Annotated in this window: 19 protein-coding genes; 11 read left to right on the top strand and 8 right to left on the bottom strand. The window is 69.2% G+C overall.

Features of this window, described 5'->3' with window-relative positions; translation table 11 throughout:
* Window positions 1–139 precede the first annotated feature (139 nt).
* Window positions 140–1,138, top strand: a complete 999-nt coding sequence (locus MJQ72_RS16575) for an acyl-CoA dehydrogenase family protein (protein WP_240600015.1) — start codon at window positions 140–142, stop codon at window positions 1,136–1,138.
* Window positions 1,135–2,229, top strand: coding sequence for an LLM class flavin-dependent oxidoreductase (locus MJQ72_RS16570; RefSeq protein ID WP_240600014.1), 1,095 nt, complete (start codon window positions 1,135–1,137; stop codon window positions 2,227–2,229). The genes MJQ72_RS16575 and MJQ72_RS16570 overlap by 4 nt, the downstream gene beginning before the upstream one ends.
* Window positions 2,230–2,483: 254 nt before the next feature.
* Here MJQ72_RS16570 and MJQ72_RS16565 read toward each other — a convergent pair whose 3' ends face one another.
* The gene (locus MJQ72_RS16565) at window positions 2,484–2,903 is read right to left on the bottom strand and encodes an enediyne antibiotic chromoprotein (RefSeq protein WP_240600013.1); all 420 of its coding nucleotides are present in this window, start codon (window positions 2,901–2,903) and stop codon (window positions 2,484–2,486) included.
* A 244-nt stretch (window positions 2,904–3,147) separates the two neighbouring features.
* Here MJQ72_RS16565 and MJQ72_RS16560 point away from each other — a divergent pair, with 244 nt between their 5' ends.
* The 4 genes from MJQ72_RS16560 to MJQ72_RS16545 all read left to right on the top strand — a co-directional run bounded on the left by MJQ72_RS16560 (window position 3,148) and on the right by MJQ72_RS16545 (window position 8,444).
* The gene (locus MJQ72_RS16560) at window positions 3,148–4,332 is read left to right on the top strand and encodes a cytochrome P450 (RefSeq protein WP_240600012.1); all 1,185 of its coding nucleotides are present in this window, start codon (window positions 3,148–3,150) and stop codon (window positions 4,330–4,332) included.
* Between the two features lie 171 nt (window positions 4,333–4,503).
* Window positions 4,504–6,504: a glycosyltransferase family 39 protein gene (locus MJQ72_RS16555; RefSeq protein WP_240600010.1), complete on the top strand. Its 2,001-nt coding sequence runs from the start codon at window positions 4,504–4,506 to the stop codon at window positions 6,502–6,504.
* A 6-nt stretch (window positions 6,505–6,510) separates the two neighbouring features.
* Window positions 6,511–7,749 carry a glycosyltransferase gene (locus MJQ72_RS16550; protein ID WP_240600009.1) on the top strand — a complete coding sequence of 413 codons (1,239 nt, stop codon included), beginning with the start codon at window positions 6,511–6,513 and terminating at the stop codon, window positions 7,747–7,749.
* The gene (locus MJQ72_RS16545; RefSeq protein WP_240600007.1) at window positions 7,746–8,444 is read left to right on the top strand and encodes a bifunctional 2-polyprenyl-6-hydroxyphenol methylase/3-demethylubiquinol 3-O-methyltransferase UbiG; all 699 of its coding nucleotides are present in this window, start codon (window positions 7,746–7,748) and stop codon (window positions 8,442–8,444) included. Before MJQ72_RS16550 ends, MJQ72_RS16545 begins: the two co-directional genes overlap by 4 nt.
* A gap of 255 nt (window positions 8,445–8,699) precedes the next feature.
* On the opposite strand, the gene MJQ72_RS16540 is transcribed toward MJQ72_RS16545, so the two are convergent.
* From MJQ72_RS16540 to MJQ72_RS16525, 4 genes are all read right to left on the bottom strand, one after another.
* Window positions 8,700–9,650 carry an NAD(P)-dependent oxidoreductase gene (locus MJQ72_RS16540; protein ID WP_240600005.1) on the bottom strand — a complete coding sequence of 317 codons (951 nt, stop codon included), beginning with the start codon at window positions 9,648–9,650 and terminating at the stop codon, window positions 8,700–8,702.
* Window positions 9,651–9,757: 107 nt separating this feature from the next.
* The gene (locus MJQ72_RS16535) at window positions 9,758–10,732 is read right to left on the bottom strand and encodes an alpha/beta fold hydrolase (protein ID WP_240600003.1); all 975 of its coding nucleotides are present in this window, start codon (window positions 10,730–10,732) and stop codon (window positions 9,758–9,760) included.
* Between the two features lie 154 nt (window positions 10,733–10,886).
* Complete coding sequence (locus MJQ72_RS16530; protein WP_240600002.1) at window positions 10,887–12,272, bottom strand: NAD(P)/FAD-dependent oxidoreductase; 1,386 nt, start codon at window positions 12,270–12,272, stop codon at window positions 10,887–10,889.
* A gap of 186 nt (window positions 12,273–12,458) precedes the next feature.
* Window positions 12,459–13,853, bottom strand: a complete 1,395-nt coding sequence (locus MJQ72_RS16525) for an NAD(P)/FAD-dependent oxidoreductase (protein ID WP_240600000.1) — start codon at window positions 13,851–13,853, stop codon at window positions 12,459–12,461.
* Window positions 13,854–14,057: 204 nt separating this feature from the next.
* Here MJQ72_RS16525 and MJQ72_RS16520 point away from each other — a divergent pair, with 204 nt between their 5' ends.
* The 5 genes from MJQ72_RS16520 (at window position 14,058) to MJQ72_RS16500 (ending at window position 19,858) form a co-directional block, all read left to right on the top strand.
* A complete protein-coding gene (locus MJQ72_RS16520; RefSeq protein WP_240599998.1) occupies window positions 14,058–15,446 on the top strand; it encodes an NAD(P)/FAD-dependent oxidoreductase in 1,389 nt (462 codons plus the stop codon).
* Between the two features lie 38 nt (window positions 15,447–15,484).
* Complete coding sequence (locus MJQ72_RS16515) at window positions 15,485–16,750, top strand: NAD(P)/FAD-dependent oxidoreductase (RefSeq protein WP_240599997.1); 1,266 nt, start codon at window positions 15,485–15,487, stop codon at window positions 16,748–16,750.
* An 11-nt stretch (window positions 16,751–16,761) separates the two neighbouring features.
* A complete protein-coding gene (locus MJQ72_RS16510; protein ID WP_240599996.1) occupies window positions 16,762–18,162 on the top strand; it encodes a cation:proton antiporter in 1,401 nt (466 codons plus the stop codon).
* 76 nt (window positions 18,163–18,238) lie between these two features.
* On the top strand, window positions 18,239–19,408 hold the full coding sequence (locus tag MJQ72_RS16505) for an acyl-CoA dehydrogenase family protein (RefSeq protein ID WP_240599995.1): 1,170 nt from the start codon (window positions 18,239–18,241) through the stop codon (window positions 19,406–19,408).
* Between the two features lie 12 nt (window positions 19,409–19,420).
* Window positions 19,421–19,858 (top strand): SgcJ/EcaC family oxidoreductase, encoded by a 438-nt coding sequence (locus MJQ72_RS16500; RefSeq protein WP_240599994.1) that lies wholly within the window; start codon window positions 19,421–19,423, stop codon window positions 19,856–19,858.
* A gap of 516 nt (window positions 19,859–20,374) precedes the next feature.
* Here the strand turns inward: MJQ72_RS16500 and MJQ72_RS16495 are convergent.
* The 3 genes from MJQ72_RS16495 to MJQ72_RS16485 all read right to left on the bottom strand — a co-directional run bounded on the left by MJQ72_RS16495 (window position 20,375) and on the right by MJQ72_RS16485 (window position 23,105).
* A complete protein-coding gene (locus MJQ72_RS16495; RefSeq protein WP_240599993.1) occupies window positions 20,375–21,127 on the bottom strand; it encodes a class I SAM-dependent methyltransferase in 753 nt (250 codons plus the stop codon).
* Between the two features lie 137 nt (window positions 21,128–21,264).
* A complete protein-coding gene (locus MJQ72_RS16490; RefSeq protein WP_016336920.1) occupies window positions 21,265–22,080 on the bottom strand; it encodes an ABC transporter permease in 816 nt (271 codons plus the stop codon).
* Window positions 22,077–23,105: an ATP-binding cassette domain-containing protein gene (locus MJQ72_RS16485; RefSeq protein WP_240599992.1), complete on the bottom strand. Its 1,029-nt coding sequence runs from the start codon at window positions 23,103–23,105 to the stop codon at window positions 22,077–22,079. Before MJQ72_RS16485 ends, MJQ72_RS16490 begins: the two co-directional genes overlap by 4 nt.
* Window positions 23,106–23,210: the final 105 nt, after the last annotated feature.

Raw genomic sequence — 23,210 nt, 5'->3', positions numbered from 1 at the left:
CGCGTGAACCCGCCCGGCCGAAGGCCCCGCAATCGCGGTGGCAGGGCGCCCTGCCGGCCCTCGTGAGGTGGAAGACCGAGCCGCGCCCTGCCGACGTCGATCGCGGACGCGGGTTCACCAATCCAGGGAGGGGCCACCGATGGACTTCGCGTTGACCGAGGACCAAACCGCGCTCAAGGTCGCGGCCCGCACGTACCTCGAGGACACGTACGGCTTCGAGCGGATCGCGGCGTTCGCCGACGAGGGCGAGAACGACCTCGCCGCCTGGCCGGAGCTCGTGCGGCAAGGCTGGCTGGATCCGGATCTCGGTCTGGCGGAACTCGTCCTGCTGGCCGAGGAAGGCGGGCGTGCCCTGCATCCGGTGCCCTGGTTCGCCACGGCCGGGCTCGCCCTGCCGGTGTACCGGGCGGCGGGCGTCGAACCGGCCGGCCCGGCGACGCTCGCCGATGGCTCCGGCACCTGCCGCGCGACCCGCCGCGACGACGGCTGGCGGCTGGACGGCGCGGTGCAGGCCGTCCTGCACGCGGACGTCGCCACCGAGATCGTGGTCGCAGCTCGCACGCCGGCCGGGGTGGCGCTGTTCGGCGTCGGCCGCGCCGCCGCTTCGGTGTCCGCGTGTGCCGGTATCGACCCGCTCCGGGCCACCTCGGACGTCGCGCTGGCCGGTGCCGAGGGCAGGCTGCTGGCCGGGCCGCCTTCCGCCGCGCCGTTGCTCGCCGCGATCCGGAGCCGGGCGACGACCCTGCTCGCGGGCGAGGCCATCGGCGTCGCCGACCGGGCGCTGGCGATCGCCGTCGACCACGCGAAGACGCGATCCCAGTTCGACCGGCCCATCGGTTCGTTCCAAGCGGTGAGCCAGCAGCTCGCCGACGGCTACGCCGAGGTCGAACTCGCGCGATCACTGGCCTACCGCGCCGCTGCCGCCCCCAGCGCGGAAGCGGTCGCGTGCGCCGCCCACGCCGCGAGCCGCGCGGCGGTCTCCGTCTGCGAAACGGCGATCCAGGTGTGCGGCGGGATGGGCGTCACCTGGGAGTTCCCGCTGCACCGCTGGTTCCGGCGCGCGCTGTGGCTGGAAGCGGAACTCGCCTCGGGACCGTTGGAAGCGATCGCGCACTCACTGTTCGGAGAGCACTCATGAGCCTGCAACTGCACTGGTTCCTGCCGTCACACGGCGACGGGCGGGAGATCGCCAAGACCGCCGACGGTGTCGCGGCCCCCGGCGCCCGCCGCGAACCGGATCTCGAATACCTGACCCAGGTCGCGCTCGCCGCGGACCGTTTCGGGTTCACCGGGATGCTCACGCCGTTCGGGTTGTTCTGCGAAGACCCGTGGGTCGTCGCCTCGGCACTCGCGGGGGCGACCCGGTCGGTGAAGTTCATGATCGCGCTGCGGCCGGGGTTCGTCTCGCCGCTGCTCGCCGCGCAGACCGCGGCGACCTTCCAGCGCGTCTCCGATTCGCGGCTGCTGCTGAACATCGTGACCGGCGGCGACCCCGACGAGCAGCGCCGCTACGGCGACTGGCTCGACCACGACCAGCGGTACGCGCGCACCGGCGAGTTCATGGACGTCTTCCGGCAGGCGTGGCCGGGTTCGCGGTTCGACTTCTCCGGCACGCACTACACGTTGCAAGCCGGGATGGTCGCGCGGCCGCATCCGGTGCGGCCGACCCTGTTCCTCGGCGGTTCTTCTTCGGCCGCGCTGGAGGTCGCGGCCGCGCAGGCGGACGTGCTGCTGATGTGGGGCGAAACGCCGTCGGCGATGGCCTCGCATCTCGCCCGGTCGCGGGAACGCGCGGAAGCACTGGGACGTTCGCTGCGCTTCGGCACGCGATTCCACGTGATCAGCCGCGACACCTCGGCCGAGGCGTGGAAGGTGGCCGACCAGCTGCTCGCCGGAATGGACCCCGCGCGGATCCGGCAGGCGCAGGAACGGTTCGCCGCCACCGAATCCGAGGGCCAGCGGCGGATGGCGGCGCTGCACGCCGGCCGCACCGACTCGCTGGAGATCCACCCCAACGTCTGGGCGGGCTACGGCCTGGTGCGCCCCGGCGTCGGCACGGCGCTGGTGGGCAGCCACGAAGAAGTGGCCGAGCGGATCGAGGAGTACCACGCCCTCGGCCTGGATCATCTGATCCTTTCCGCTCAGCCGCATCTGGAAGAGGCTTATACGTTCGGGGAAGGTGTCATGCCGCTGCTGCGTAAGCGGAGGCTTCTCGCGGAGACTCTCTGAGGCTCAAGGGTTCCCAATGTCGCATTTGAGACGCTGAGTGTCTCAAATGCGACATTGGGAACCCTGCCCGACGTCCGCAGCTCGGCGGAGCGATCCGGCGGCGACTGGAGGCGACCTACCATCCCCGCCGCCTTCCCGGCACCGGCAGAATTACCCTTCATCTCCTTTCCTGCGCGCTCTATGCTCCTGACCGGCGATGAAGGAATTGGGACACGCGACGTCCCAATTCCTTCATCGCCGCTTTCGCGTCAGCGTCAGCTGAAGCTGATGATCACGCCGCCACCGTTGCCCGCGGCGTCACCGAGGCCGACGACACAGGTGATGGCCGTGCAGTCCACCGCGCCGTAGCTGCTGCCGTCGGGCAGGACTCCGGTGAAGTTCTTCTGCACGGTGACCGAGGCCGAGATCTTGCCGGCCGCGTCAGCGACCAGCGACTGCTGCGAAGGGCTGCAAGGGAACTGCCCCTGCGCGTCCTGGGCGCATTCGCCGACGCGATAGGTCGCGCCCGGCGTCAGCCCGGTTCCGGTCACCTGGACCACCGCACCGTCCGAGAGCCCCGACGACGGCGTGACCGTCACGGCCGCGGCGGCCGAGGCACCCGGCGCGACGACGGCCAGCAGGCCGAGAGCGGCGATGGCGGAACCGGCGAACTTGGCGGCAAGCTTTGCGGACACAGTAATCACTCCGATTCATTGCTAGGGATTTTCTGACTTCACCAGGCGCGGGTTCCGTTGCCCCCGGCGTCCTGGTAACAACGTTACGATCATCGGACGTAGATCGTCAATCATTTCTTCGAGCAGTTTTCGAGTAGGCCGCAAGAAAAAAGGTGCAATAAACTCGCGCGCTTCGTGCGTATTTCATAGGCGCCGGGCAGTGCAGGAGAAGAAGGTACGACGGCGGGCACGGGAACCTGATTCGGTGACCTCTTCCAGCTCCGAATTCCTGTTCGGGGGCGCGCCCGAAAGGCACGCCGCCTACGCCGCCCTGCGCGAAAGCGGCCCGGTCCGCCGGATCACCCTTTCCTCCGGCACCACCGGCTGGCTGGTGAGCGGCTACGCCGAGGTCCGCCAGGCGCTCGCGCATCCCGGGCTGAGCGGACGCACCGGCGCCGTCGGCGATCGGCGCGGGCTGTCCGAAGACGTCCGGCTCGGTATGAACACGCATATGCTGAATCTCGATCCGCCGGACCACACCAGGCTCAGGAAGCTGGTGTCCGCCGCGTTCACCGTGCGCCGGATCGCCCAGCTGCGCCCCAGGATCGAGGCCATCACGGCCGAACTCCTCGACGCCGTCGCCGACTTCGACGAGGTCGACCTGATCAAGGCGCTCGCCCTGCCGCTGCCGATCCGCATCCTCACGGAGATGCTCGGCGTACCGGAGGACGAGGCCGGCGCCTTCCACGGCTGGACCGAGATCCTCACCGCCAGCGCGCTGCCCGTCGAGGAGCTCGACGCGGCCGCCGCCGAAATGCTGCGCTATGTCAGGAAACTCCTCGCCGAGAAACGCGCGAACCCCGGCACGGACCTGCTTTCCGCGCTCGTCACGGTGCACGACGGCGACGATCGGCTCACCGAGCACGAGCTGACGTCGATGGTCTTCCTCCTGCTCATCGCCGGCCACGAGACCACCGTCCACCTCATCGGCAACGCCACTCTCGCGCTGCTCGAAAATCCGGCACAGCTCGCCGCGTTGCGCGCGAACCCGGACGGGATGCCCTCCGCGGTCGAGGAATTCCTGCGCTACGAAAGCCCCGTGCACGCGGCGATGCGGTACGCCAACGAGGACGTCGAGCTCGGCGGCGTGACGATCCCGGCCGGTTCGCTGGTCATCGTTTCGCTGCTGGCCGCCAACCGTGACCCCGCCCGTTTCCCCGGCGCGGACGCCTTGGAGCTCGACCGCGCGGACAATCCGCAGCTCGCCTTCGGGCACGGTATCCACCACTGCCTCGGCGCGCCGATGGCCCGGCTCGAAGGCGGAATCGCGCTGTCCGCCCTGCTCACCCGGTTCCCGGAACTGCGCGCGGCCGTCCCCGCGGAGAGTCTCCGCTGGCGCGTCAGCATGGTGATGCACGGCCTCGAATCCCTTCCCGTCCGTCTTCGCTGACGTCTGTCCTCAAAGGACTTCCCTGTCCCGGGCCGGGTGACAAACAAGCAGGCTGGGATAAGACGCGCGCGAAACCGTGGTGCGACACTTTTTGAGACGATCACGGATTCGCGGTGCGTATCTCACGTCCGTGAGCCGCGTCATCTCCTATTCCTGGGAAGGGAGTAGAACGTGTCCCAAGACCTAGGCACCCCGGTCACGAGCGCCCCGCCACGGGCCGCCGCCCCGACCGCGCGGACGCCGAAGAAGAAGACCAAGACGGGGCTGTCGGCACTGGCCGCCAAGCGCATCGCCGTCCTGAGCGCGCTCGTCGCCGGCGTCGCCTACGGGTGGGGTATCGGCGGGAACGCCGCGCACTACGCGTATGCCGCCGCGGTCCGCAGCATGTCCGCGAACTGGCACAACTTCCTTTACGGCGCCTACGATCCCGCCGGGTTCATGAGTGTCGACAAGGCGCCGGGCGCGCTCTGGTTGCAGGCGCTTTCGGTCCGTGTCTTCGGTTACGAGACCTGGGCGCTGCTGTTGCCCGGCGTCATCGCCGGAGCAGTCTCGGTGTACGTGCTGTTCGTGCTCGTACGCCGCTGGGCCGGGCACGCGCCCGCCGCGCTGGCCGCCGTGCTGCTCGCCGCGACCCCGATCACGATCGCGGGCACCCGGGTCAACCTGCCCGACTCGACGCTGATCCTGACGCTGCTCGTCGCGACCTACGCCTTCTGGCGGGCGCTGGAGAAGGCGTCCCCGCGCTGGCTGCTGCTCACCGCCGCGCTCGTCGGCGTCGGCTTCCACATCAAGCTCGCCATGGCACTGGCCATCCTTCCGGTGCTCGGGATCGTCTACCTCGTCGCCGCGCCGGCCTCGCCGGGACGGCGGGTGCTGCACCTGCTCGGCGCCGGAGCGGTCACCGCCGCGGTGTCGTCGGTCTGGATGCTGATCGTCGGGCTGACCCCCGCGGGCTCCCGCCCGTACATGGACGGCAGCACCTCGAACTCGGTGTGGCAGATGGTCTGGTCCTACAACCTCTTCGACCGCGCGGACGCCGCGAAGGCCGGGAACTCGGCCGAGCTGCCCGTCCTTCCCGACGGCAAGGTCACGCCGGTCGACCAGGGCGGCGACACCGGCGTCTTCCGGCTGTTCAACGATCTGATCGGCGGCCAGATCTCGTGGCTGCTGCCGCTGGCCGTGCTGCTGCTGGTCGTCGGCCTGGTCGCCGCGGGCCGCGCGCCGCGCACCGACAAGGCGCGCGCGGGCTGGCTGCTGTGGGGTGGCTGGCTGGTCCTCTTCGCCGGTGCGCTCAGCTTCTCGCAGAGCATCCACCCGTACTACACGAGCATCCTGGCGCCCGCCATCGCCGCGATCGCCGGCGCGGGCCTGCACCTCGCGTGGACGGATCGCCGCTTCACGTGGGCGCTGCCGGCCGGCCTGCTCGCCACCGGCGCCTGGGCGTTCGTGCTGATGAGCCGTTCCGGCGATTACGTGCCGTGGCTGCGGCCCGTCGTCGCGATCGCGGCCGTCGCCGCCGCGGTGCTGGTGCTCGTGCGCCGCACCGGGAAGTTCGCCGTCGTGACCGGCGCCGTGGCCGGGGTCGCGCTGCTGGCCGGACCGGTCGCCTGGGCGGCCCCCACCTTCCAGCCGCCGACGGATCCGCGCACGGCGATGTTCCAGAACTTCAACCCCCTCGCGGGACCGAACCCGAACGCGCTCTCGACCGGTATCGACCTGACCAAGCTGATGGCCGGCGGCCCGAAGCCCGGCGCGTCCGGCGGGCAGGCCATGCCGCTGCCGCCGCCGATCATGTTCCAGATGATGCCGTCCGACGCCGACCCGAAGCTTCTCGGCTTCCTCAAGGCCAACAAGCGCGGCGAGCGCTTCGATCTGGCGACGGTCGGCGGCACCGGCGCCTCGCCCTACATCCGTGCCGGACTGTCCGTGATGCCGATGGGCGGTTTCGTCGGCACCATGCCGATGCCGACCGCCGGCGGCCTCGCCGACGCCGTCCACAGTGGACAGCTGAGGTACGTCCTGTTCGGCGGGTTCGCCTACGACAGCCCGACCGCGCTGGCCCGCAAGGACTGGGTGGTGCGCAACTGCGTGCGGATCCCGCCGCCCGCCTACACGGCCAACCCGTGGATGGGCTTCACCTCCGCCCTGTTCGACTGCAAGCCGGGAGCGTGATGCCCCATGACGGCTGAACTCACCGCGGCACCCCGCGTCGCACCGGGAAACCGCACGACGGCGACCGTCGAGATCGTGATCCCGGTGCTCAACGAGGAACGCGCCCTGCTGGGCTGCATCACCACGCTGAGCGCGTTCCTCGGCGACGACTTCCCGTTCCCCTGGTCGATCACCATCGCCGACAACGGCAGTACCGACCGGACCTGGGAGATCGCCACCGGACTGGCCGCGGAGAACCCGCGCATCTCCGCGCGGCGGATCCCGGTCCGCGGCCGGGGCGCGGCGATCAAGGCGACGTGGGGGTCGAGTACCGCCGACATCGTCGCCTACATGGACGTCGATCTCTCGACCGGCCTGGAAAGCCTGCTCCCCCTCATCGCACCGCTGGTCAGCGGACACTGCGAGATCACCATCGGGACCAGGCTCGGGCGCGGTTCGCGGATCCGCCGCAGCCTCAAACGCGAGATCGTCTCCCGTACCTACAACGCGATCACCCGGCACGTCTTCGGGCTGCGCAGCACCGACACGTCCGCCGGCTTCAAGGCGGCCCGGCGCGAGGCGGTGACCGGGCTGCTGGAGGCGGTCGAGGACGACCACTGGTTCTTCGACACCGAAATGCTGATGCTGGCCGAGCACAACGGCCTCCGGGTGCACGAGGTGCCGCTGGACTGGGTCGAGGACGTCGATTCGCGGGTCAAGGTCACCCAGACCGCGATGGGGAACCTGAAGGGCCTGGTCCGCGTGGGCCGGGCGATCGCCGCCGGGAAAGGACGGGTGAACGTGCCGGAGATCCCGCAGTTGCGCGCCACCCATCCGGACGCCGTGCTGGCCGAGCCGCGGGCCGCGACCCTGGCGAAGTTCCTCGGGTTCGCGGTGATCGGCGTCATCTCGACCGTGCTCTACACGCTCCTGTACCTCCCGTTGCGTGTCCCGCTGACTCCGGCGGGGGCGAACCTGGTCGCGCTGGTGCTCGTCGGGGTGGCCAACACCGAGGCGAACCGGCGCTGGACGTTCAACCGCGGCGGCGGGCACCGGCTCGGCCTGCACACGCGGGCCGCGATTCTGTTCGCCACCACGTATCTGCTGACCACATTGGCCGTGACCGGGCTCCATCTCGTCGCCCCCGGCTCGGGGCCGGTCGTCGAACTGTTCGTGCTCATCGTCGCCTACGGGCTGATGACGCTGCTGCGGTTCGTGGCCCTCGACCGCTGGGTCTTCGCCCGGCATCGGAAGGAGCGCCGGTGAAGACCGAGGACGTCGCCCGGATCACCGAGATGGAGGACCGTCACTGGTGGTTCCGGGAGAAGCGGCACATGCTCGCCGACGAGCTCAAGCGGCTCGGCCCGCCCGGTCGCGCGCTCGACATCGGCGCGGCGGGCGGCGGCAACACGAGGGTGCTGCGTTCGCGCGGCTGGGAAGTCGTCGCCACGGACTACGACGAGAACGCCGTCGAGATCGCGCGCTCACGCGGCCTCGACGCGATCCACGCCGACGCCCGTGACCTGCCGCTGCCGTCCTCGTCGTTCGATCTGGTGGTGGCGTTCGAGATCCTCGAACACATCCAGGAGGACGACCAGGCCGCGGCCGAGCTGTTCCGGGTGCTGCGGCCCGGCGGCTCCGCGCTGATCAGCGTCCCGTCCGGAATGGACCTGTGGTCGGCGCACGACGTCGCGGTGCACCACGTGCGCCGGTACGACCGGGCTTCGCTGCGGAAGGTCGTCGAGGACGCCGGCTTCGTCGTCGAAGAGCTGTGGAGCTGGAACGTCCTGCTGCGGCCGGTGGTGGCGCTGCGGCGGCGCTCGGCGCGGGGCAACGAACTCAACGAGCACACGCCCTGGCTGGTCAACCGGGCCCTGACCGCGATCGTGACGGCCGAGCGCTACCTCCCGACCCGCTCGCGGCGCGGTGTCTCGCTGATCCTGAAGGCGCACAAGCCCTGACGGCTCGCGCGTGAAGGCCCCCTTCCCTCGGCTGAGACTGAGGGAAGGGGGCCTTCACGCGCTTCGGGGGGCGGCTTCCGTGAAGGTCTCCCGGGGCGCCATAAAGGGATCGCGAGTGGGCTGATGGCGCCCTTCACCGCATCTGATGCGGCGAAAGGAGCCTTCGGCCCACCGGCCACCCGCCCCGGACGTCGCGAAAGCCACTTTCGCGACGTTGAACGTCCCGAAAGTGGCTTTCGCGGCCTGCCGCAGGAGTCAGGCAGCCCGAAGACCGGGCCCGGGGACGTCCCAGGCGGTACCGCGGTGCTCGAGGTACCAGTCCACCGTCTTCGCCATGCCTTCTTCCAGTGTGACAAGGGATTCCGGCTCGATGCCGACCGCGAGCAGGGTCGAGACGTCGGCCGTGACCGGGGTGTTCGGCGTCTCGCCCGGCCGCATCGGCAGGTCGGTGATGCCCACCCGCGAGTGGCCGCGCTGCTCGCACAGGTCGATCACCAGCTCCGCCACCTCGCGGATGGTGACCGATTCGGCGGGCCCGATCTCGACCGTGTCCTCCAGCACCCGCCCCTCGGCGGCGGCCTCCAGGGAGGCCACCAGGGTGCGGGCGACGTCACCGACCCACACCATGTCCGAGATCTGCCGTCCGCCGCCGTAGAGCTCCACCGGCATCCCGGACAGCGCCCGGCAGATCAGCGCCGGGGTGATCTTGCGGACCTTCCCCGCGGCGAACGGCGGCGCGGCCTTCTGGCGCGGGCCGTAGGCGTTCACCGCGCGGACGCAGTTCACGCGGGTGCCGCGGTCGGCGTTGAACATGCGGACGAACCGCTCGACCGTCGTCTTCGAAATCGAGTAGCTGTTGTTCATCCAGTGGTTGCCGACGCAGATGTACACGCCGGGCAGGTCGTACTGGGCGACGGCCTCGAGGAAGTTCAGGCCGCCCATGACGTTGGTCTCCACCGCGGGCCGCGGATTGGTGATCGTCTCCTGGGTGCCCAGCACGGCGGCCAGGTGGATGATCCCGTCGCAATGCGCCGCGAGCTCGGTCAGCGCCGTCGCGTCGCGGATGTCGCCTAGCATGACCTCCCACGGCCCGCCGTCCCCCTCGCCACGATGGTCGAACACGACCGGCGTATGCCCTCGTGCGGCGAGTTCCTCGCAGACGTATCGCCCGATGAACCCGGTGCCACCGGTAACACCAACCTTCATTTTAGCCACCTTTTCCCGATAGGCTGGGAATTCCAGGATTTTCCTTTTCGCAGAATCCCATCGGCGACTCGGCCGGGACGCCTCCAATACTGCCTCGAAAGGCGGTTTCAGCCCAGGAACTTCGTGAGCGCGCCAATCACCTGAGCCGGCTGTTCCTCGGAAAGGTAATGCCCGGCCCCGGCGATCTTGACCACCTGCGGATCCACCGCCTTCGACGGCATCACCTGCACGAAGTACTGGTGGTTGAACTCGCCGGCGAGGCCCAGCACCGGCATCGTCAGCTTCCCGTACGCCGAGCCGGCCGCGATGTCCTGGTTGAGCGTGCGGTACCAGCCGTTCCCGGCCCGGACGGCCTCACGCGTGTAGTAGGCCCGCGCGTAGACGCTCCGGTCGAAGTCGTCCACAGCCGACGGCACCACCGAAAGCTGGTCGATCATGGTGTCCACCAGGTGCCTGGAGCGGCCCGAGACGAGCTGCTCCGGCAGGCCTTGCAACTGGTTGAACGTCCACCACCACGGCGAGAACTGGCCGGGCGCACTGGGCAGCAGGGGCAGCTGGTAGAGGCTCTTGTCGGGCGCGACCACGTCCATCAGCGCCAGTTTCCCGACCGCCTGCGGATATTTGATCCCGTAGCTGTGCGCGACCATCGCGCCGATGTCGTGGCCGACCAGATCCGCTTTGGCGTACCCGAGCTTGACGACCAGCGCGTGGACGTCGGCGGCGAGCGTCTCCTTGTCGTAGCCCGCCGCGGGCTTCGACGATCCGCCCATCCCCCGCAGGTCGACAGCGATCACGCGATGGTGCTGGGCCAGCGCCGGCATCACCTTGTGGAACGCCCACCAGGTCTGCGGCCAGCCGGGAAGCAGCACCACCGGGCTGCCGGAACCACCGGCGACGTAATGCAGGCGGACACCGTTGACGTCGGCGTAAGAGCTTTGGAATCCGCCCGGCAGGGAGCGGGCGAGCGCCGCGTCCGAATGTCTCCACCCCGTGTTCGCCGACGCACCCGTCGCCGTGCCCCCCAGCAGTACCACCGCCGCGACCGCGGCCAGCGCGGTCATGACCCTCTTGAACTTGCGCATGAATTTCTCTCCCACCGCCAGGGAAATGGTCATCGACACCTCAATGATCAGCCGAAAGGGCCGACAGACGCATCTCGCTTGTTGCGGAGGAAAATAAAGAAACCTCGTGAGTGGTAAGGACGGTTCTAACCGTCCTTACCACTCACGAGGTTATTCAGGCGGCGCGCGACCCGCGGTCGGCGCGCGGCAACTCGGTCACCGTCGCCCGCGGGGCGGGACGCCGCCGGACGGCCCGCAGCACCTTAAGCATCAGGCTCGGTTTCATCAGCGCGGTCGGCGGATCGATCAGCCCGGCCACCCGCATGAACGCCGCCGTGACGTCCGGGTCGATCGTCGCCGCGTACTGGAGCTTCGCCATGTACGCGTTGCCCATCTTGACCTTCAGCGTCCGCTTCCCTTCCGCGCCGGGGAAGTCGAGGTCGCCGCTGGTCGAGATCTCCCACGGGTCGTCGACGACCTTGCCGATCTCGCGCAGGAACCGCCGCGAGTCCGGTTCGGACCGTCGCGAAAGGTGCTCGCGCAGCGCGATGGCCTCCATCGAAGCGACCGTCATGCCCTGTCCGTACACCGGGTTGAAGCTGCAGAACGCGTCACCGAGCACGAACAGCCGCGCCGGGAACCGCTTGAGCCGTTCGTAGCGCCGCCGCGAGCTCGCCGGGAACTTGAACGTCACCGGCTCGATCAACGGCTGGGCGTCCTTCACCGCTTCGTAGATTTCCGGGGCGGGCAACGACTTCACGAAGTCGAGATAGCCGCGCGCGTCGGTCGGCGGATGGTCGCCGAGGATCCCGGTGAGCGAAAGGATGCACTCGGTTTCGTTCACCTGCCCGAAGAACGCGCCCCGCGGATGCTCAGGCGAGGCGACCGGGTTGATCGACTGCCAGCCGTCGAACATCTCCGGCCGTTTGCGGAACATCCGGGTGGTGTAGGCCAGCCCGATCTTCACGCGTTCCTCGGACGGCCGTGCGTAGCCCAGTTCCTCCAGCCACACCGGCGTCCGCGAACCGCGTCCAGAGGCGTCGACGACCAGGTCCGCGCCGAGCCGTTCCTCCGCCGAACCGTCGCGCGCCTGCACGCGGACCCCGACGATCCGGTCACCCGCCCGCGTGGCGAGCAGGCCGTGGACGTCGGTGCGTTCGCGGTAGGTGACGTTCGGCAGTGCCGCGGTGCGCTTCCGCAGATGGTGCTCCAGCACCGGGCGCAGCGCGGTGATCGACGGCAGCCCGCTGTCGGCGGGTTCGACCTGCTTCCCGTTGAAGTACCACTTCATCCGCGCGAGATCGCCGACCGGGATCCCGGACTCCCGCAGCTCGTCGAGCAGGTTCGGGAAGAGCTCTTCGAGGATGAAGTAGCCGCGCGCGTGCAGTCCGTGCGCGTGCCAGGTGTGCGGCGTGCCGCGCCGCGGCTTGTCGACGCCCAGCACCTCGTCGCGGTCCACGACCACGACCTCGCGATAGAACTCGGAAAGCACTCTCGCCGCCAGGGTGCCGGCGACGCTGCCGCCGATCACCACCGCGCGTTTGCCGACGGGTTCGTTCATGACCATGGCTCCTTGGTGCTTAGTGGCTGCCATCGGAAGTCCTTCGGGGTATTCGGCGGATCCAGGTTTCTGCTGGGTGTGCGGCCGGAAGGTCCTCGTACCGGTGTTGTACTCGGGCCTTTCGGCCGTGCGTCCAGCAGGAAGCTGGGCCGTCGAGACCCCCGAAGGACTTCCGATGGTGACCACCTAGGCCGCGAGGTCGCCGGACGCGGGCGGGGCCTGGCCGATCGTGGCGGTGGGAGCGAGCGGGGCGGCCGTCTTGACGCGCCGCGCGGTGCGCAGCACGCCGACCACCAGGCTCGGCCGCATCAGCGCGGTCGGCGGGTCGACCAGGCCGGCGGCCCGGAAGAACGCCTCGGTGAACCGGCCGTCGACGGTCGCCGCGGAGTGCAGTTTCGCCATGTAGGCGTTGCCCATCTTGACCTTCAGCGGACGCGGGCCCTCGACGCCGGGGAAGGCGAGGTCCCCGCCGGCCGAAATGTCCCACGGCACGTCGATGATCGGGCCGATCTCCTTGAAGAACCGCAGCGGGCGCACGCCGCCCGCGTCGAGATGCGTGCCCAGCTGGGCGGCTTCCATGGCCGCGACGGTCATGCCCTGGCCGTACACCGGGTTGAACGCGCAGACACCGTCCCCGATCACGAGCAGGCCTTCGGGGAAGCGGCGCAGCTTGTCGAACCGGCGGCGGACGCTGGCCGGCACCTTGAAGCTGGCGATGTCGCTGATCGGCTTCGCGTTGCGCACGGCACGGTAGATCTCGGGCGCGTCCAGCGTCTTGGCGAACTCGAGGAAACCCTTGGCGTCACGCGGCGGGTGGTCCCCGAGCAGGCCCGTCTGCGACAGCAGGGCCACGTTCCCCGGCAGGTTCACGAAGAACGCGCCGCGCGGGTTCGCGGGCGAGGCGACCGGGTTGATCGCCAGGTCGTCGCCGAACGGATCGGTGTCCAGTTCGAACAGCCGCGAGGTGTAGGCGAGGTCGATCTTGATCTTCTCTTCGGCCGGACGCTCGTAGCCGAGTTCCTCCAGCCACACCGACGAACGGCTGCCGCGGCCGGTGGCGTCGACGATGAGGTCGGCGAGCAGCGTCTCGGGCTCCGTGTCCTCACCGGTCACGCGGACACCGGTGACGCGCGAGTGGTCGCCGGTCGCGACCAGCGACTGGATCACCGTGCGCTCGCGGACCTCGACGTTCGGCAGTGCGACGACGCGGCCGCGGACGTGCTCTTCGAGCTCCGGGCGGGTCGCGGACACGCTGAGCAGACCGGATTTCTTCTGCTGCAGGCGTTTCCCGTTGAAGTACCAGCGCAGGCTGCCGGAGAGGTCGCCGCTGGGAATGCCGTCGGCGGTCAGCTCGGCCTGCAGGCCGGGGAAGAGGTCTTCGAGGATCTGCTGGCCGCGGGCGAGCAGCGCGTGCGCGTGATGCGCCTGCGGCACGCCGCGGCGGGTGCCGGTGACGCCGACGATCGTGTCACGCTCGACGATCACGACGGAGCGGTAGCGTTCCGAAAGTACGCGGGCGGTCAGCAGGCCGGCCATACCGCCGCCGAGCACGACGGCGCGTTCGCCAAGGTATTCGCCCATCGCGGGATTCCTCCATTAGGTCTTCGGCCGGGCCGTCGGAGTCCGACACGGGAAGAATCGTCGTCCGCCTCCGCGCGGGGAGCGTCTCTTCGACTGCTGTTCCGGAAAAGCCTTACCGGGCAACCGGTTCTTGAGTGGATCTCCATTCACGGTTGTTAGCGTCTGGCAAGCAATTCCGGCTGTCGGCGTAGTTGGAGAGGTGTCATGCGCGCAACGACCCAGATCCTCGTGATCGGCGGTGGACCGGCGGGCTCCACCGCGGCCGGGCTTCTGGCCAAAGAGGGCTTCGAGGTCACTCTGCTCGAGCGGGACCATTTCCCGCGCTATCACATCGGCGAATCGCTGCTTCCTTCGTGCCGCCCGATCCTCGAACGCCTCGGGGTCTGGGACAAGATCGCCGCGGCCGGGTTCCAGCCCAAGGGCGGCGCCTACTACTTCTGGGGCCCCGAGGAATGGGAAGTGCGCTTCCGGCCGCACGGGCGCGACGGCAGCACCAGCGCGTGGCAGGTCATCCGCGCCGACTTCGACAAGATCCTCCTCGACCACGCGCGCGAGGTCGGCGTCGAGGTCACCGAGGGCATCGCGGTGAAGAAGCTCGACTTCGACGGTGACCGGCCGGTCGCGGCGCACTGGGCCGAAGCCAAGAACCCGGCCAACAGCGGACGGATCGAGTTCGACTACCTCGTCGACGCCTCCGGCCGCGGCGGCGTGATGGCCACCAAGTACCTGAAGAACCGCAAGTTCCACAACGTCTTCCGCAACGTCGCCGCCTGGTCGTACTGGAAGGACGCGAAACCGCTCGACCGCGGGCCGAGCGGCGCGATCACCGTCGCCTCGGTCGGCGACGGCTGGTTCTGGGGAATCCCGCTGCCGGACGGCACGCTGAGCGTCGGGCTGGTCACCGGAAAGGACTCCTTCAACGCCGCGCGCAACGAACTCGGCGGCGTGGACCCGGTGTACCACAAGGCGATCGGCGACTGCCCGGCGATTCAGCAGCTGCTGGTCGAGGCCGAGCAGGTCACCGAGGTCAAGGTCGAGCAGGACTATTCGTACGCGGCGGAACAGTTCCAGGGCCCCGGTTTCCTGCTGGCCGGCGACGCCGCCTGCTTCCTCGACCCGCTGCTGTCGACCGGTGTGCACCTGGGCACCTACAGCGCCCTGATCGGCACCGCCGCGATCAGCAGCGTCATCCGCGGCGAACTCGGCGAACGCGAGGCATGGGACTTCTACGAAGTCGTCTACCGCCGCGCCTACGAACGGCTGCTGGTGCTGGTGTCCACCTTCTACGAGAGCTACCGCGGCAAGGAGCACCACTTCTTCCGTGCGCAGCAACTGTCCGAAAAGGACTGGGAGGGGATGGACGTGCAGGCGGCGTTCGACCGGTTCGTCACCGGTATCGCCGACCTCGAGGACACCGAGGAGGTCTACCGCCGGATCCAGGGCCACCTGCTCGGCGACGAGAGCGGCAAGCACAACCCGCTGGACAACCTCAACCGCGTCCACGAGCACAAGCAGGCTCCGGAGAAGCCCGAAAAGGCGATCAACGGGCTGTACCTGAGCTACGAGCCGCATATCGGCATCCGGCGCGCGTGAGCGCCTCCACTCGTCCATCGGCCCAGGAAGGGTTCCTCATGTCAGCCACGCTCCACGGTATGCCCGAGCGGTTCGACGTCATCGTCATCGGTGGCGGCCCGGCGGGCGCGACCTGCGCCGGTCTCCTCGCGAAGGAGGGGCGCACGGTCCTGGTCCTCGAACGCGAACGCTTTCCCCGCTACCACATCGGCGAATCCCTGATCCCGGTCGGCATGCGCCCGTTGCAGGAGCTGGACCTGCTCGACCGCATGGAGGCCCGCGGCTTCGAGCGCAAGTACGGCGGCAGCCTGGTGTGGGGGAACCGGGACGTGCCATGGAATTTCTCGTTCATGAAGGCCGCGGAAGGCACCTATGCCTACCACACCCGCCGCGCCGACCTGGACACGCTGATCCTCGACCGCGCGCGTGAACTCGGCGCGTACGTCGTGGAGGAGACGACGGTCAAGGACGTGATCCAGTCCGACACCGGCCGCGTCACCGGTGTCCGGTTCACCCTGCGCGGCTCGGCGGGCGACTACGAGGCCAGCGCGGCGCTGGTCGTCGACGCGTCCGGTCAGTCACGGGTGATCGGCCGGAAGTTCAGCGACATCACCTGGCACAACGAGCTCCGCAACGTCGCGGTCTGGACCTATTACGACAACTGCGACCGCCTGCCCGGCGACGAGTGGACCAACATCCTCATCGAAGGCACCGCCGACGGCTGGTTCTGGGGCATCCCGATCGACAAGGGCACGATGAGCGTCGGCTACGTGACCAAGTCCGATCTCGCGAACGCCGACGACAAGTCACTGGAGCAGCTCTTCCTGACCGAGCGGGACAAGACCACCCGGCTCAAGGGGCTGCTGGCCAACGCCCGTCAGCACGCCGGGTACCGGACGGCGCGGGACTGGTCCTACACCAACGAAACCTTCTACGGCGACGGCTGGGTACTCGTCGGTGACGCGGCCGCGTTCGTCGACCCGCTGTTCTCCACCGGGGTCGCGCTGGCCACGCTGGCGGGCAGCTCACTGTCCAAAGTGGTCGACCGGATCCTGGACCACCCGGCCATCGAGGAGAAGGCGCTCGACCGGTACGCCGGGAACTACCGCGCGTTCTTCGACGAGATCCGCAACTTCGTCGAGCGGTTCTACGACCGGACGAAGTACAAGGAGTACTACTACGACCTCGCTCAGGAAATCGTCGACCCGGAGCAGCTGCACGCGCCGAGCACCGACTTCGTCACGCTGATCTCCGGGCTGTCGGGCAAGCACCCGCTGTTGAAGATCAACCTCGACGATCTGGTCGCGAACGTCACCGAACCCTGAGCGGAAGGGACATGGTGGAGAGCGAACACCGCCCCGGCCGCCGGGCGCTGATGGTCTACTCAGGACTGGTCGTGCTCCCCGTCGTGGCCGCGATCATCCTGCTGGGACAGGGCGAAGGCGGCGCCGGTGTGGCCGTCGCCAAGGAGGCGAGCGGGCCTTCGCTGGCACAGCTGCTGCTGGCGATCGCCGTGGTGGTCGGCGCGTGCAAGGTGGTGGGCTGGCTGGCCCAGCGGATCGGGCAGCCCGCGGTGATCGGCGAGATCACCGCGGGCATCCTGCTCGGCCCGTCGGTGCTCGGCGCGTTGTGGCCTTCCGGCGCGGCCACGCTGATCCCGAAGGCGACGGTGCCGCAGCTGAACGTCGTGGCGCAGCTCGGCGTGATCTTCTTCGTGTTCCTCGCCGGGCTGGAACTGAACACCCGGCTGCTGCGCGGCCGCGGACGGCTCGCGCTGGTCGTCAGTCACGTCAGCATCGCGCTGCCGTTCCTGCTCGGCGTCGGGCTCGCCATGCTCGCCTACACCCGGTTCGGGACCGGCGGCGGATTCCTTCCGTTCGCGCTCTTCTTCGGCGTGTCGATGAGCATCACGGCGTTGCCGGTGCTGGTGCGGATCCTGCACGAGATCGGGCTCTTCCGCAGCGAGATCGGTGTGGTGGCGCTGACCTGCGCGGTGATCGACGACGTGACCGCGTGGAGCCTGCTGGCGCTGGTGATCGCGCTGACCACGGCGTCCTCGCTGTTCGGGGTGGTGCTGACGGTCGTGCTCACCGCGGCGTTCGTCGCGCTGCTCGGGCTGGTCGTCCGGCCGCTGCTGCGGAAGTTCGTGGCGCGGTCGACGGCGGCGCGGCTGCAGAAGGTCGCGCCGCTGTCGGTGGTCGGGGTGCTGGTATGCGCCATGGCGACCGAGTGGATCGGGGTGCACGCGATGTTCGGCGCGTTCGTGTTCGGCGTGGTGTTCCCCAGGGACAACCCGATGGCGACCTGGCTGCACGACAAGGCCGGCGGGCTGACGACGGCGTTGATGCTGCCGTTGTTCTTCGCCTACAGCGGATTGCGCACCGACATCGGCCTGCTTTCCGGCGGCGGCGCGTGGCTCTGGTGCGGGGTGATCCTGCTCGTGGCCGTCGCGGGCAAGTTCGGCGGCTCGGCACTGGCCGCGCGGGCCGTCGGCGAGAACTGGAATCGGTCGCTGCAGGTGGGCGCGCTGATGAACTGCCGCGGGCTGACCGAACTGGTGGTGCTCAACATCGGGCTCGACCTCGGCGTGCTCTCCCCGACGCTGTTCACCATGCTGGTGATCATGGCGCTGGTCTCGACCGCGATGGCGGCGCCGCTGGCGACCTGGTTCGCACGCCGCGACGGCCGGAACGTGGTGGATTTCCCCGGCCGCACCTCCGAACGTGCGGCAGCCTGACGCACCGGCAAACGGGAAGACGACCCGGCGTCCGCCCGCTGCGAAGCTGGACCAGTCGACGATCTAGGAGGTCAAGGTGTCGAGCACCGATGTTCCGACGCGGGAGGAACTGGTTCGCCGCGTGGCCGAACTGGCACCCGCACTGAAGAAGCACTCGGCCTGGCAGGAACAGAACCGGCGGGTGCACGAGGAATCCATCGAAGCACTGGCCGAGGCCGGCGTCTTCAAGCTGCGCCGCCCCAAGCGTTATGGCGGCTACGAGGCCGACACCCGCACCCTGGTCGACGTCGCCACCGAGATCGGCCGGGCCGACGGCTCGACCTCCTGGGTGGCCTCGGTGTACTGGATCCCGACCTGGATGGCCTGCCAGTTCCCGGAGGCCGTGCAGGACGAGGTGTTCGCCACCCCGGACGTGCGGATCTGCGGCACGCTGAGCCCATCCGCGATGGCCGCGCCGGTCGACGGCGGCGTCGTGGTGAACGGCAAATGGGGCTTCATCAGCGGGGCGCTGCACGCGCAGTGGCAGGAGATCATCGCGATCCTCGTGCCGCCGGAGGGCGAGCCGTATCCGATCATGGCGCTGGTGCCGATCTCGGATCTGCTGATCGTGGACGACTGGGACACCTCGGGCCTGCGCGGCACCGGCAGCGTGTCGACGGTGGCCCAGGACGTCTTCATCCCGGCGGAGCGAGTGCTCCCGCTGCCGGCGGTGCTGGAAGGACAGGGCGCGGCCTCGGCCTCGATCTACCGGGCGCCGCTGCTTCCGGTCGCGTCGGCGTCGTCGGTGGGCACGCTGGTCGGGATGGCGCGGAGCGCGCAGGACACCTTCCTCAAGCGCCTGCCGGACCGCAAGATCACTTACACCGCCTACGATTCCCAGCGCGAAGCCCCGATCACTCACCACCAGGTGGCCGAAGCGGCGCTGAAGATCGACGAGGCGGGGTTCCACGCGCACCGTCTGTCCACTTTGGTCGACACGAAGACCGCGGACGGCACCCCCTGGAAACTCGAGGAACGCGCGATCGCGCGGGCCGACCTCGGCGCCGTGGTGCGCCGCGCCAAGGAAGGCATCGACATCCTCGCGGCCGCCTCCGGTGGTTCGTCGATCTACCACGGCATCCCGATCCAGCGCATCGCGCGCGACGTCGCCGCGGTCAACCTCCACGCGCTGATGCACCCCAACACCAACACCGAACTGTACGGCCGCGTGCTCTGCGGGCTCGAGCCCAACACCCTCTACATCTAGGAGGATCCTCCGATGACCACCACCGAAACCGGCACGGCCGCCGACCAGGCGGCGATCGCGGCGCTGACCCAGAAGGTGATCGCCGCGTGGGCGTACCACGACGCCGACGCCTTCGCCGGCGTCTTCACCGAGGACGGCACGATGATCCTCCCCGGTGTGTTCAAGAAGGGCCGCGACGACATCCGGGCGTTCCTCGTGGAATCCTTCGCGGGCAACTACAAGGGCACCCAGGTCACCGGCCGCCCGCTGGAGATCCGCTTCTTCACCCCGGACTCCGGCGTCCTGATCACGCAGGGCGGCGTGCTCGGCCCCGGCGAGACCGAGGTCGCGGACTCCCAGTCGATCCGCGCCTCGTGGACGGTCGTCAAGCGGGACGGCGCCTGGCAGCTGGCGTCCTATCAGAACACTCCGGCCAAGCAGCAGCTGCCGAAGCCGGGCACGGCCGCCTGACCCCTCCCCACCGGAACCCGGGCCTCCCTCCTCAGGGCCCGGGTTCCGCCCTTTCCGGGGTTTGGAAGCGGGCCGTCGGCCGCGGGCGTCGACCGGTATCGGCGGGGGCGAAGTCGGATGGCTGCTGGTCAGCGCCGCGGGGCGTGAGTGGTGACTAGCGTTAGAGCGGGCACCTGAACAGGGCGAATGTGGAGTGTCAGTGGTCGACGGTGGAGGATTTGGGACGTTCAACGTCCCAAATCCTCCATCGTCGAGGGGACCGCTCGAGCGACCCCGCCATCTCCCCAGCCGACTGCCCAGCGGGGAAGATCACGGACGTTCAACGTCCCAAATCCTCCCCGCATACACGCCACCTGACAAAGACAACGGCGCGCAGAACGAAGCGAATCCCGCGAGCAGGCAATAAAGACGTACTGGTGCTCGGTGACATGCCGCGAAAGCGGGTCGAGGCGGTGAAGGCTCGGACGTGGCGAAAGTGGCTTTCGCAACGCTTCAGTGGGGCGCGGGAGCCGTGCCCTAACCGATGCTGAAAACCTCGACCGGATGCGGAATCCGCACCTGCCCCGCGGAGACCGTGCCCAGCCCGGCGACCGCGACGAGCAGCTCCGCCCGCCCGGTCCCGCCACGCCAAGGCTGATGCCGCGCGAAGGTCAAGAACTCCAGAAGACGGTGTGCCGGCTCGGAAACCGGCACCGTGATCTCCGCGTCCACGGTGACGGACCGGAATTCGACGCCGAACCGCGTCAGCTCCTCCGCCAGCGTCCGCGCGAACAACGGCCGCACGACGCCTTGCCGGGCGAGGGATTCCGCGAAGGGACCGTTCAGCCGGTTCAGCGGGGGCACGGCGACGACCAGCCGCCGGTGCCGGTTGCGCGCCTCCTTCAGCACCGCCATCCCCTCGTCCGCGCCGAGGTAGCACAACGATTGGACGAACAGGCCGTACTCGGTCGGCGTGATCCGGCGGTCGGCGACGTCGGCCATGCTCGCGGTGAAGACACGGTGACCGCGGACCTTCGGCAGCCCGGCCAGCTTCGCGCGCAATCGTTCGACCGCTTCGCCGTTGGTGTCGACGCCTTGGAACCACACCGTTCTCCGCGGCACCCGCGCGATGAGCTCCAGTTCGAACATGCCGAACCCGCAGCCGTACGACGTCAGTTCGAGATCGGTGTCCGCCCCGATCAGCCTCGACGTCTCCTCGACCATCAGCCGCTGCTGATCTGTCAGGCTGCGGAAGGTGGCGTTACACGTGTTGTAGTCCAGCTCGTCCATCGGCGCTCCCTTCGGCAGAGCGGGTTCACGCGTTCAGTCCCCGTCTCGGGCTGTCTTCAGCTCCGCCACCGGGCTCTGGAACACCGAAGCCGTGGCGCGCGCACGCGTCACGGCTCCGGTGATCGAACGGCTAGTGCTCAGATCCGCTTCTTCAGGGCACGGACCGAAAGCGCCCCGAACACGATCGCGATCACGGCCGCCCAGACCAGGGACCAGATCACCGCCGAGGTGACGTTGTCGCCACCGTTCATCAGTCCGCGGCACGCTTCGAGCAGGATCGCCACGGGGCTGACCTCCGCGAACGCCTGCAGCCAGGACGGCATCGTCTCGACCGGGGCGAACACCCCGCTGACGAAGTTCAGCGGGAGGATCACCGCGAACGCGAAAACCTGGACCTTCTCCGCCTGGTCGGCGGCGACGCCCACCAGCGTGGGCACCCAGGAGAACGCGATCGCGAACACCAGCAGCAGCAACCCGGCCGCGAGCACGCCGAGGAAGCCCTTCTCCGGCCGGAAGCCGAGCAGCAGCCCGACGCCGACCACCAGCAGCACGGACCAGACCTGCTTGAACTGGTCGCCGATGATCCGGCCGGCCAGCGGCGCCCAGCGCGCGATCGGCAACGAGCGGAACCGGTCGAACACGCCCTGGGACAGGTCGGTGTTGAGGCCGATGCCGACGTTGATGGTCGCGAACAGCATGCTCATCACCAGCATGCCCGGGATCATGAACTGCAGGTACGCGCTCCGGTCGCCGGAGATCGCGCCACCGAACACGAACGTGAACAGCAGCGTGAAGATGATCGGCTGGAAACTGATGTCGGCCAGCTGCTTCGGCTCGTGCTTCACCGAAACGGTGCTGCGCCAGGCCAGCGTGAACATCTGCGAGATGCCCTGGAAGAACCCGACCCGGGCCGACAACTGCCGCGGCGGCAGCGTCGTGGTCGCGGCGGTCATCGGATCTCCTCCTCGGTCTCTTCGGCGGTCTCCTCGGCCGGACGCCCGGTCAGGCTGAGGAACACCTCGTCCAGGCTGGAGCTGCGCAGCGACAGCTCGCCGATGACGATGCCCGCCTCATCCAGCCGCCGGACCGCGCCGGGCAACGCCGCCGGGTCGGTGACCGGGACGCTGACGACCTGGCCCGAGACGTCCGGCGTCGCGCCGGCGATCTCGCCGACCAGCCGCACGACCTTCTCGAGGTCGCCCGCCTGGGCGCCGCGCACCGTCAGGCGCTGGGCGCCGGTGCTGGCCTTGAGCTCGTCCGGGGTGCCCTTGGCGATCACCTTGCCGTGGTCGACGACCACGATCTCGTCGGCGAGCGCGTCGGCCTCCTCCAGGTACTGCGTGGTCAGCAGCACCGTGACGCCGTCGGCGACCAAGCCGCGCACGACGTCCCAGAGTTCGAGCCTGCTGCGCGGGTCGAGACCCGTGGTGGGCTCGTCCAGGAACAGCAGTCGCGCGTCCCCGACCAGGCTGGCGGCCAGGTCGAGCCGACGGCGCATACCACCCGAGTAGCCCTTTGCCGCCCTGCCGCCGGCCTCGGTGAGGGAGAACCGCTCCAGGAGCTCGTGCGCGCGGGCCTTGGCCGCCCGCCGCGAGAGGCCGAGCAGCCGCCCGATCAGCAGCAGGTTCTCGACACCGGTCAGGCTTTCGTCGACCGACGCGTACTGCCCGGTCAAGCCGATCAGCTGCCGCACCTGGTGGGCGTCCTTCACGATGTCGTACCCGGCGACGGTGGCGTGGCCCTCGTCCGGAGTCACCAGTGTGGACAGGATCCGGACCGTGGTGGTCTTCCCGGCACCGTTCGGGCCGAGTACCCCGAGCACGGTGCCCGAGCGGACGGTCAAGTCGACCCCGTCGAGCGCGGTCGTCTCGCCGAACCGTTTCACCAGCCCCTCGGCGCGGATCGCGAATTCGGTCTCGGTCCCCCGCGGCCCCGGGCCGGCCCTCGACGCGGTCGCGGGTTCGACGTTCTGCAACATGACGCACTACCTTCCTGTTCCTCACAACGGAGACACTCTCGTGCGGTTACATCATGCGAGGAAGTGCGGCGTGGGAGCAGTGAATGGTTAACCTTCCGGGTATGA

It is taken from the genome of Amycolatopsis sp. EV170708-02-1 (assembly GCF_022479115.1).
Lineage (GTDB): Bacteria > Actinomycetota > Actinomycetes > Mycobacteriales > Pseudonocardiaceae > Amycolatopsis.
This window is presented reverse-complemented; position numbering and strand designations above follow the sequence as displayed.

Coding starts and splice junctions, on each gene's coding strand:
- MJQ72_RS16535 (WP_240600003.1), bottom strand. CDS start 10,732: ATGCGCAAGTTCAAGAGGGTCATGACCGCGCTGGCCGCGGTCGCGGCG.
- MJQ72_RS16490 (WP_016336920.1), bottom strand. CDS start 22,080: ATGACCGCCGCGACCACGACGCTGCCGCCGCGGCAGTTGTCGGCCCGG.
- MJQ72_RS16525 (WP_240600000.1), bottom strand. CDS start 13,853: ATGGGCGAATACCTTGGCGAACGCGCCGTCGTGCTCGGCGGCGGTATG.
- MJQ72_RS16500 (WP_240599994.1), top strand. CDS start 19,421: ATGACCACCACCGAAACCGGCACGGCCGCCGACCAGGCGGCGATCGCG.
- MJQ72_RS16530 (WP_240600002.1), bottom strand. CDS start 12,272: ATGAACGAACCCGTCGGCAAACGCGCGGTGGTGATCGGCGGCAGCGTC.
- MJQ72_RS16515 (WP_240599997.1), top strand. CDS start 15,485: ATGTCAGCCACGCTCCACGGTATGCCCGAGCGGTTCGACGTCATCGTC.
- MJQ72_RS16575 (WP_240600015.1), top strand. CDS start 140: ATGGACTTCGCGTTGACCGAGGACCAAACCGCGCTCAAGGTCGCGGCC.
- MJQ72_RS16485 (WP_240599992.1), bottom strand. CDS start 23,105: ATGTTGCAGAACGTCGAACCCGCGACCGCGTCGAGGGCCGGCCCGGGG.
- MJQ72_RS16570 (WP_240600014.1), top strand. CDS start 1,135: ATGAGCCTGCAACTGCACTGGTTCCTGCCGTCACACGGCGACGGGCGG.
- MJQ72_RS16520 (WP_240599998.1), top strand. CDS start 14,058: ATGCGCGCAACGACCCAGATCCTCGTGATCGGCGGTGGACCGGCGGGC.
- MJQ72_RS16540 (WP_240600005.1), bottom strand. CDS start 9,650: ATGAAGGTTGGTGTTACCGGTGGCACCGGGTTCATCGGGCGATACGTC.
- MJQ72_RS16510 (WP_240599996.1), top strand. CDS start 16,762: ATGGTGGAGAGCGAACACCGCCCCGGCCGCCGGGCGCTGATGGTCTAC.
- MJQ72_RS16550 (WP_240600009.1), top strand. CDS start 6,511: ATGACGGCTGAACTCACCGCGGCACCCCGCGTCGCACCGGGAAACCGC.
- MJQ72_RS16495 (WP_240599993.1), bottom strand. CDS start 21,127: ATGGACGAGCTGGACTACAACACGTGTAACGCCACCTTCCGCAGCCTG.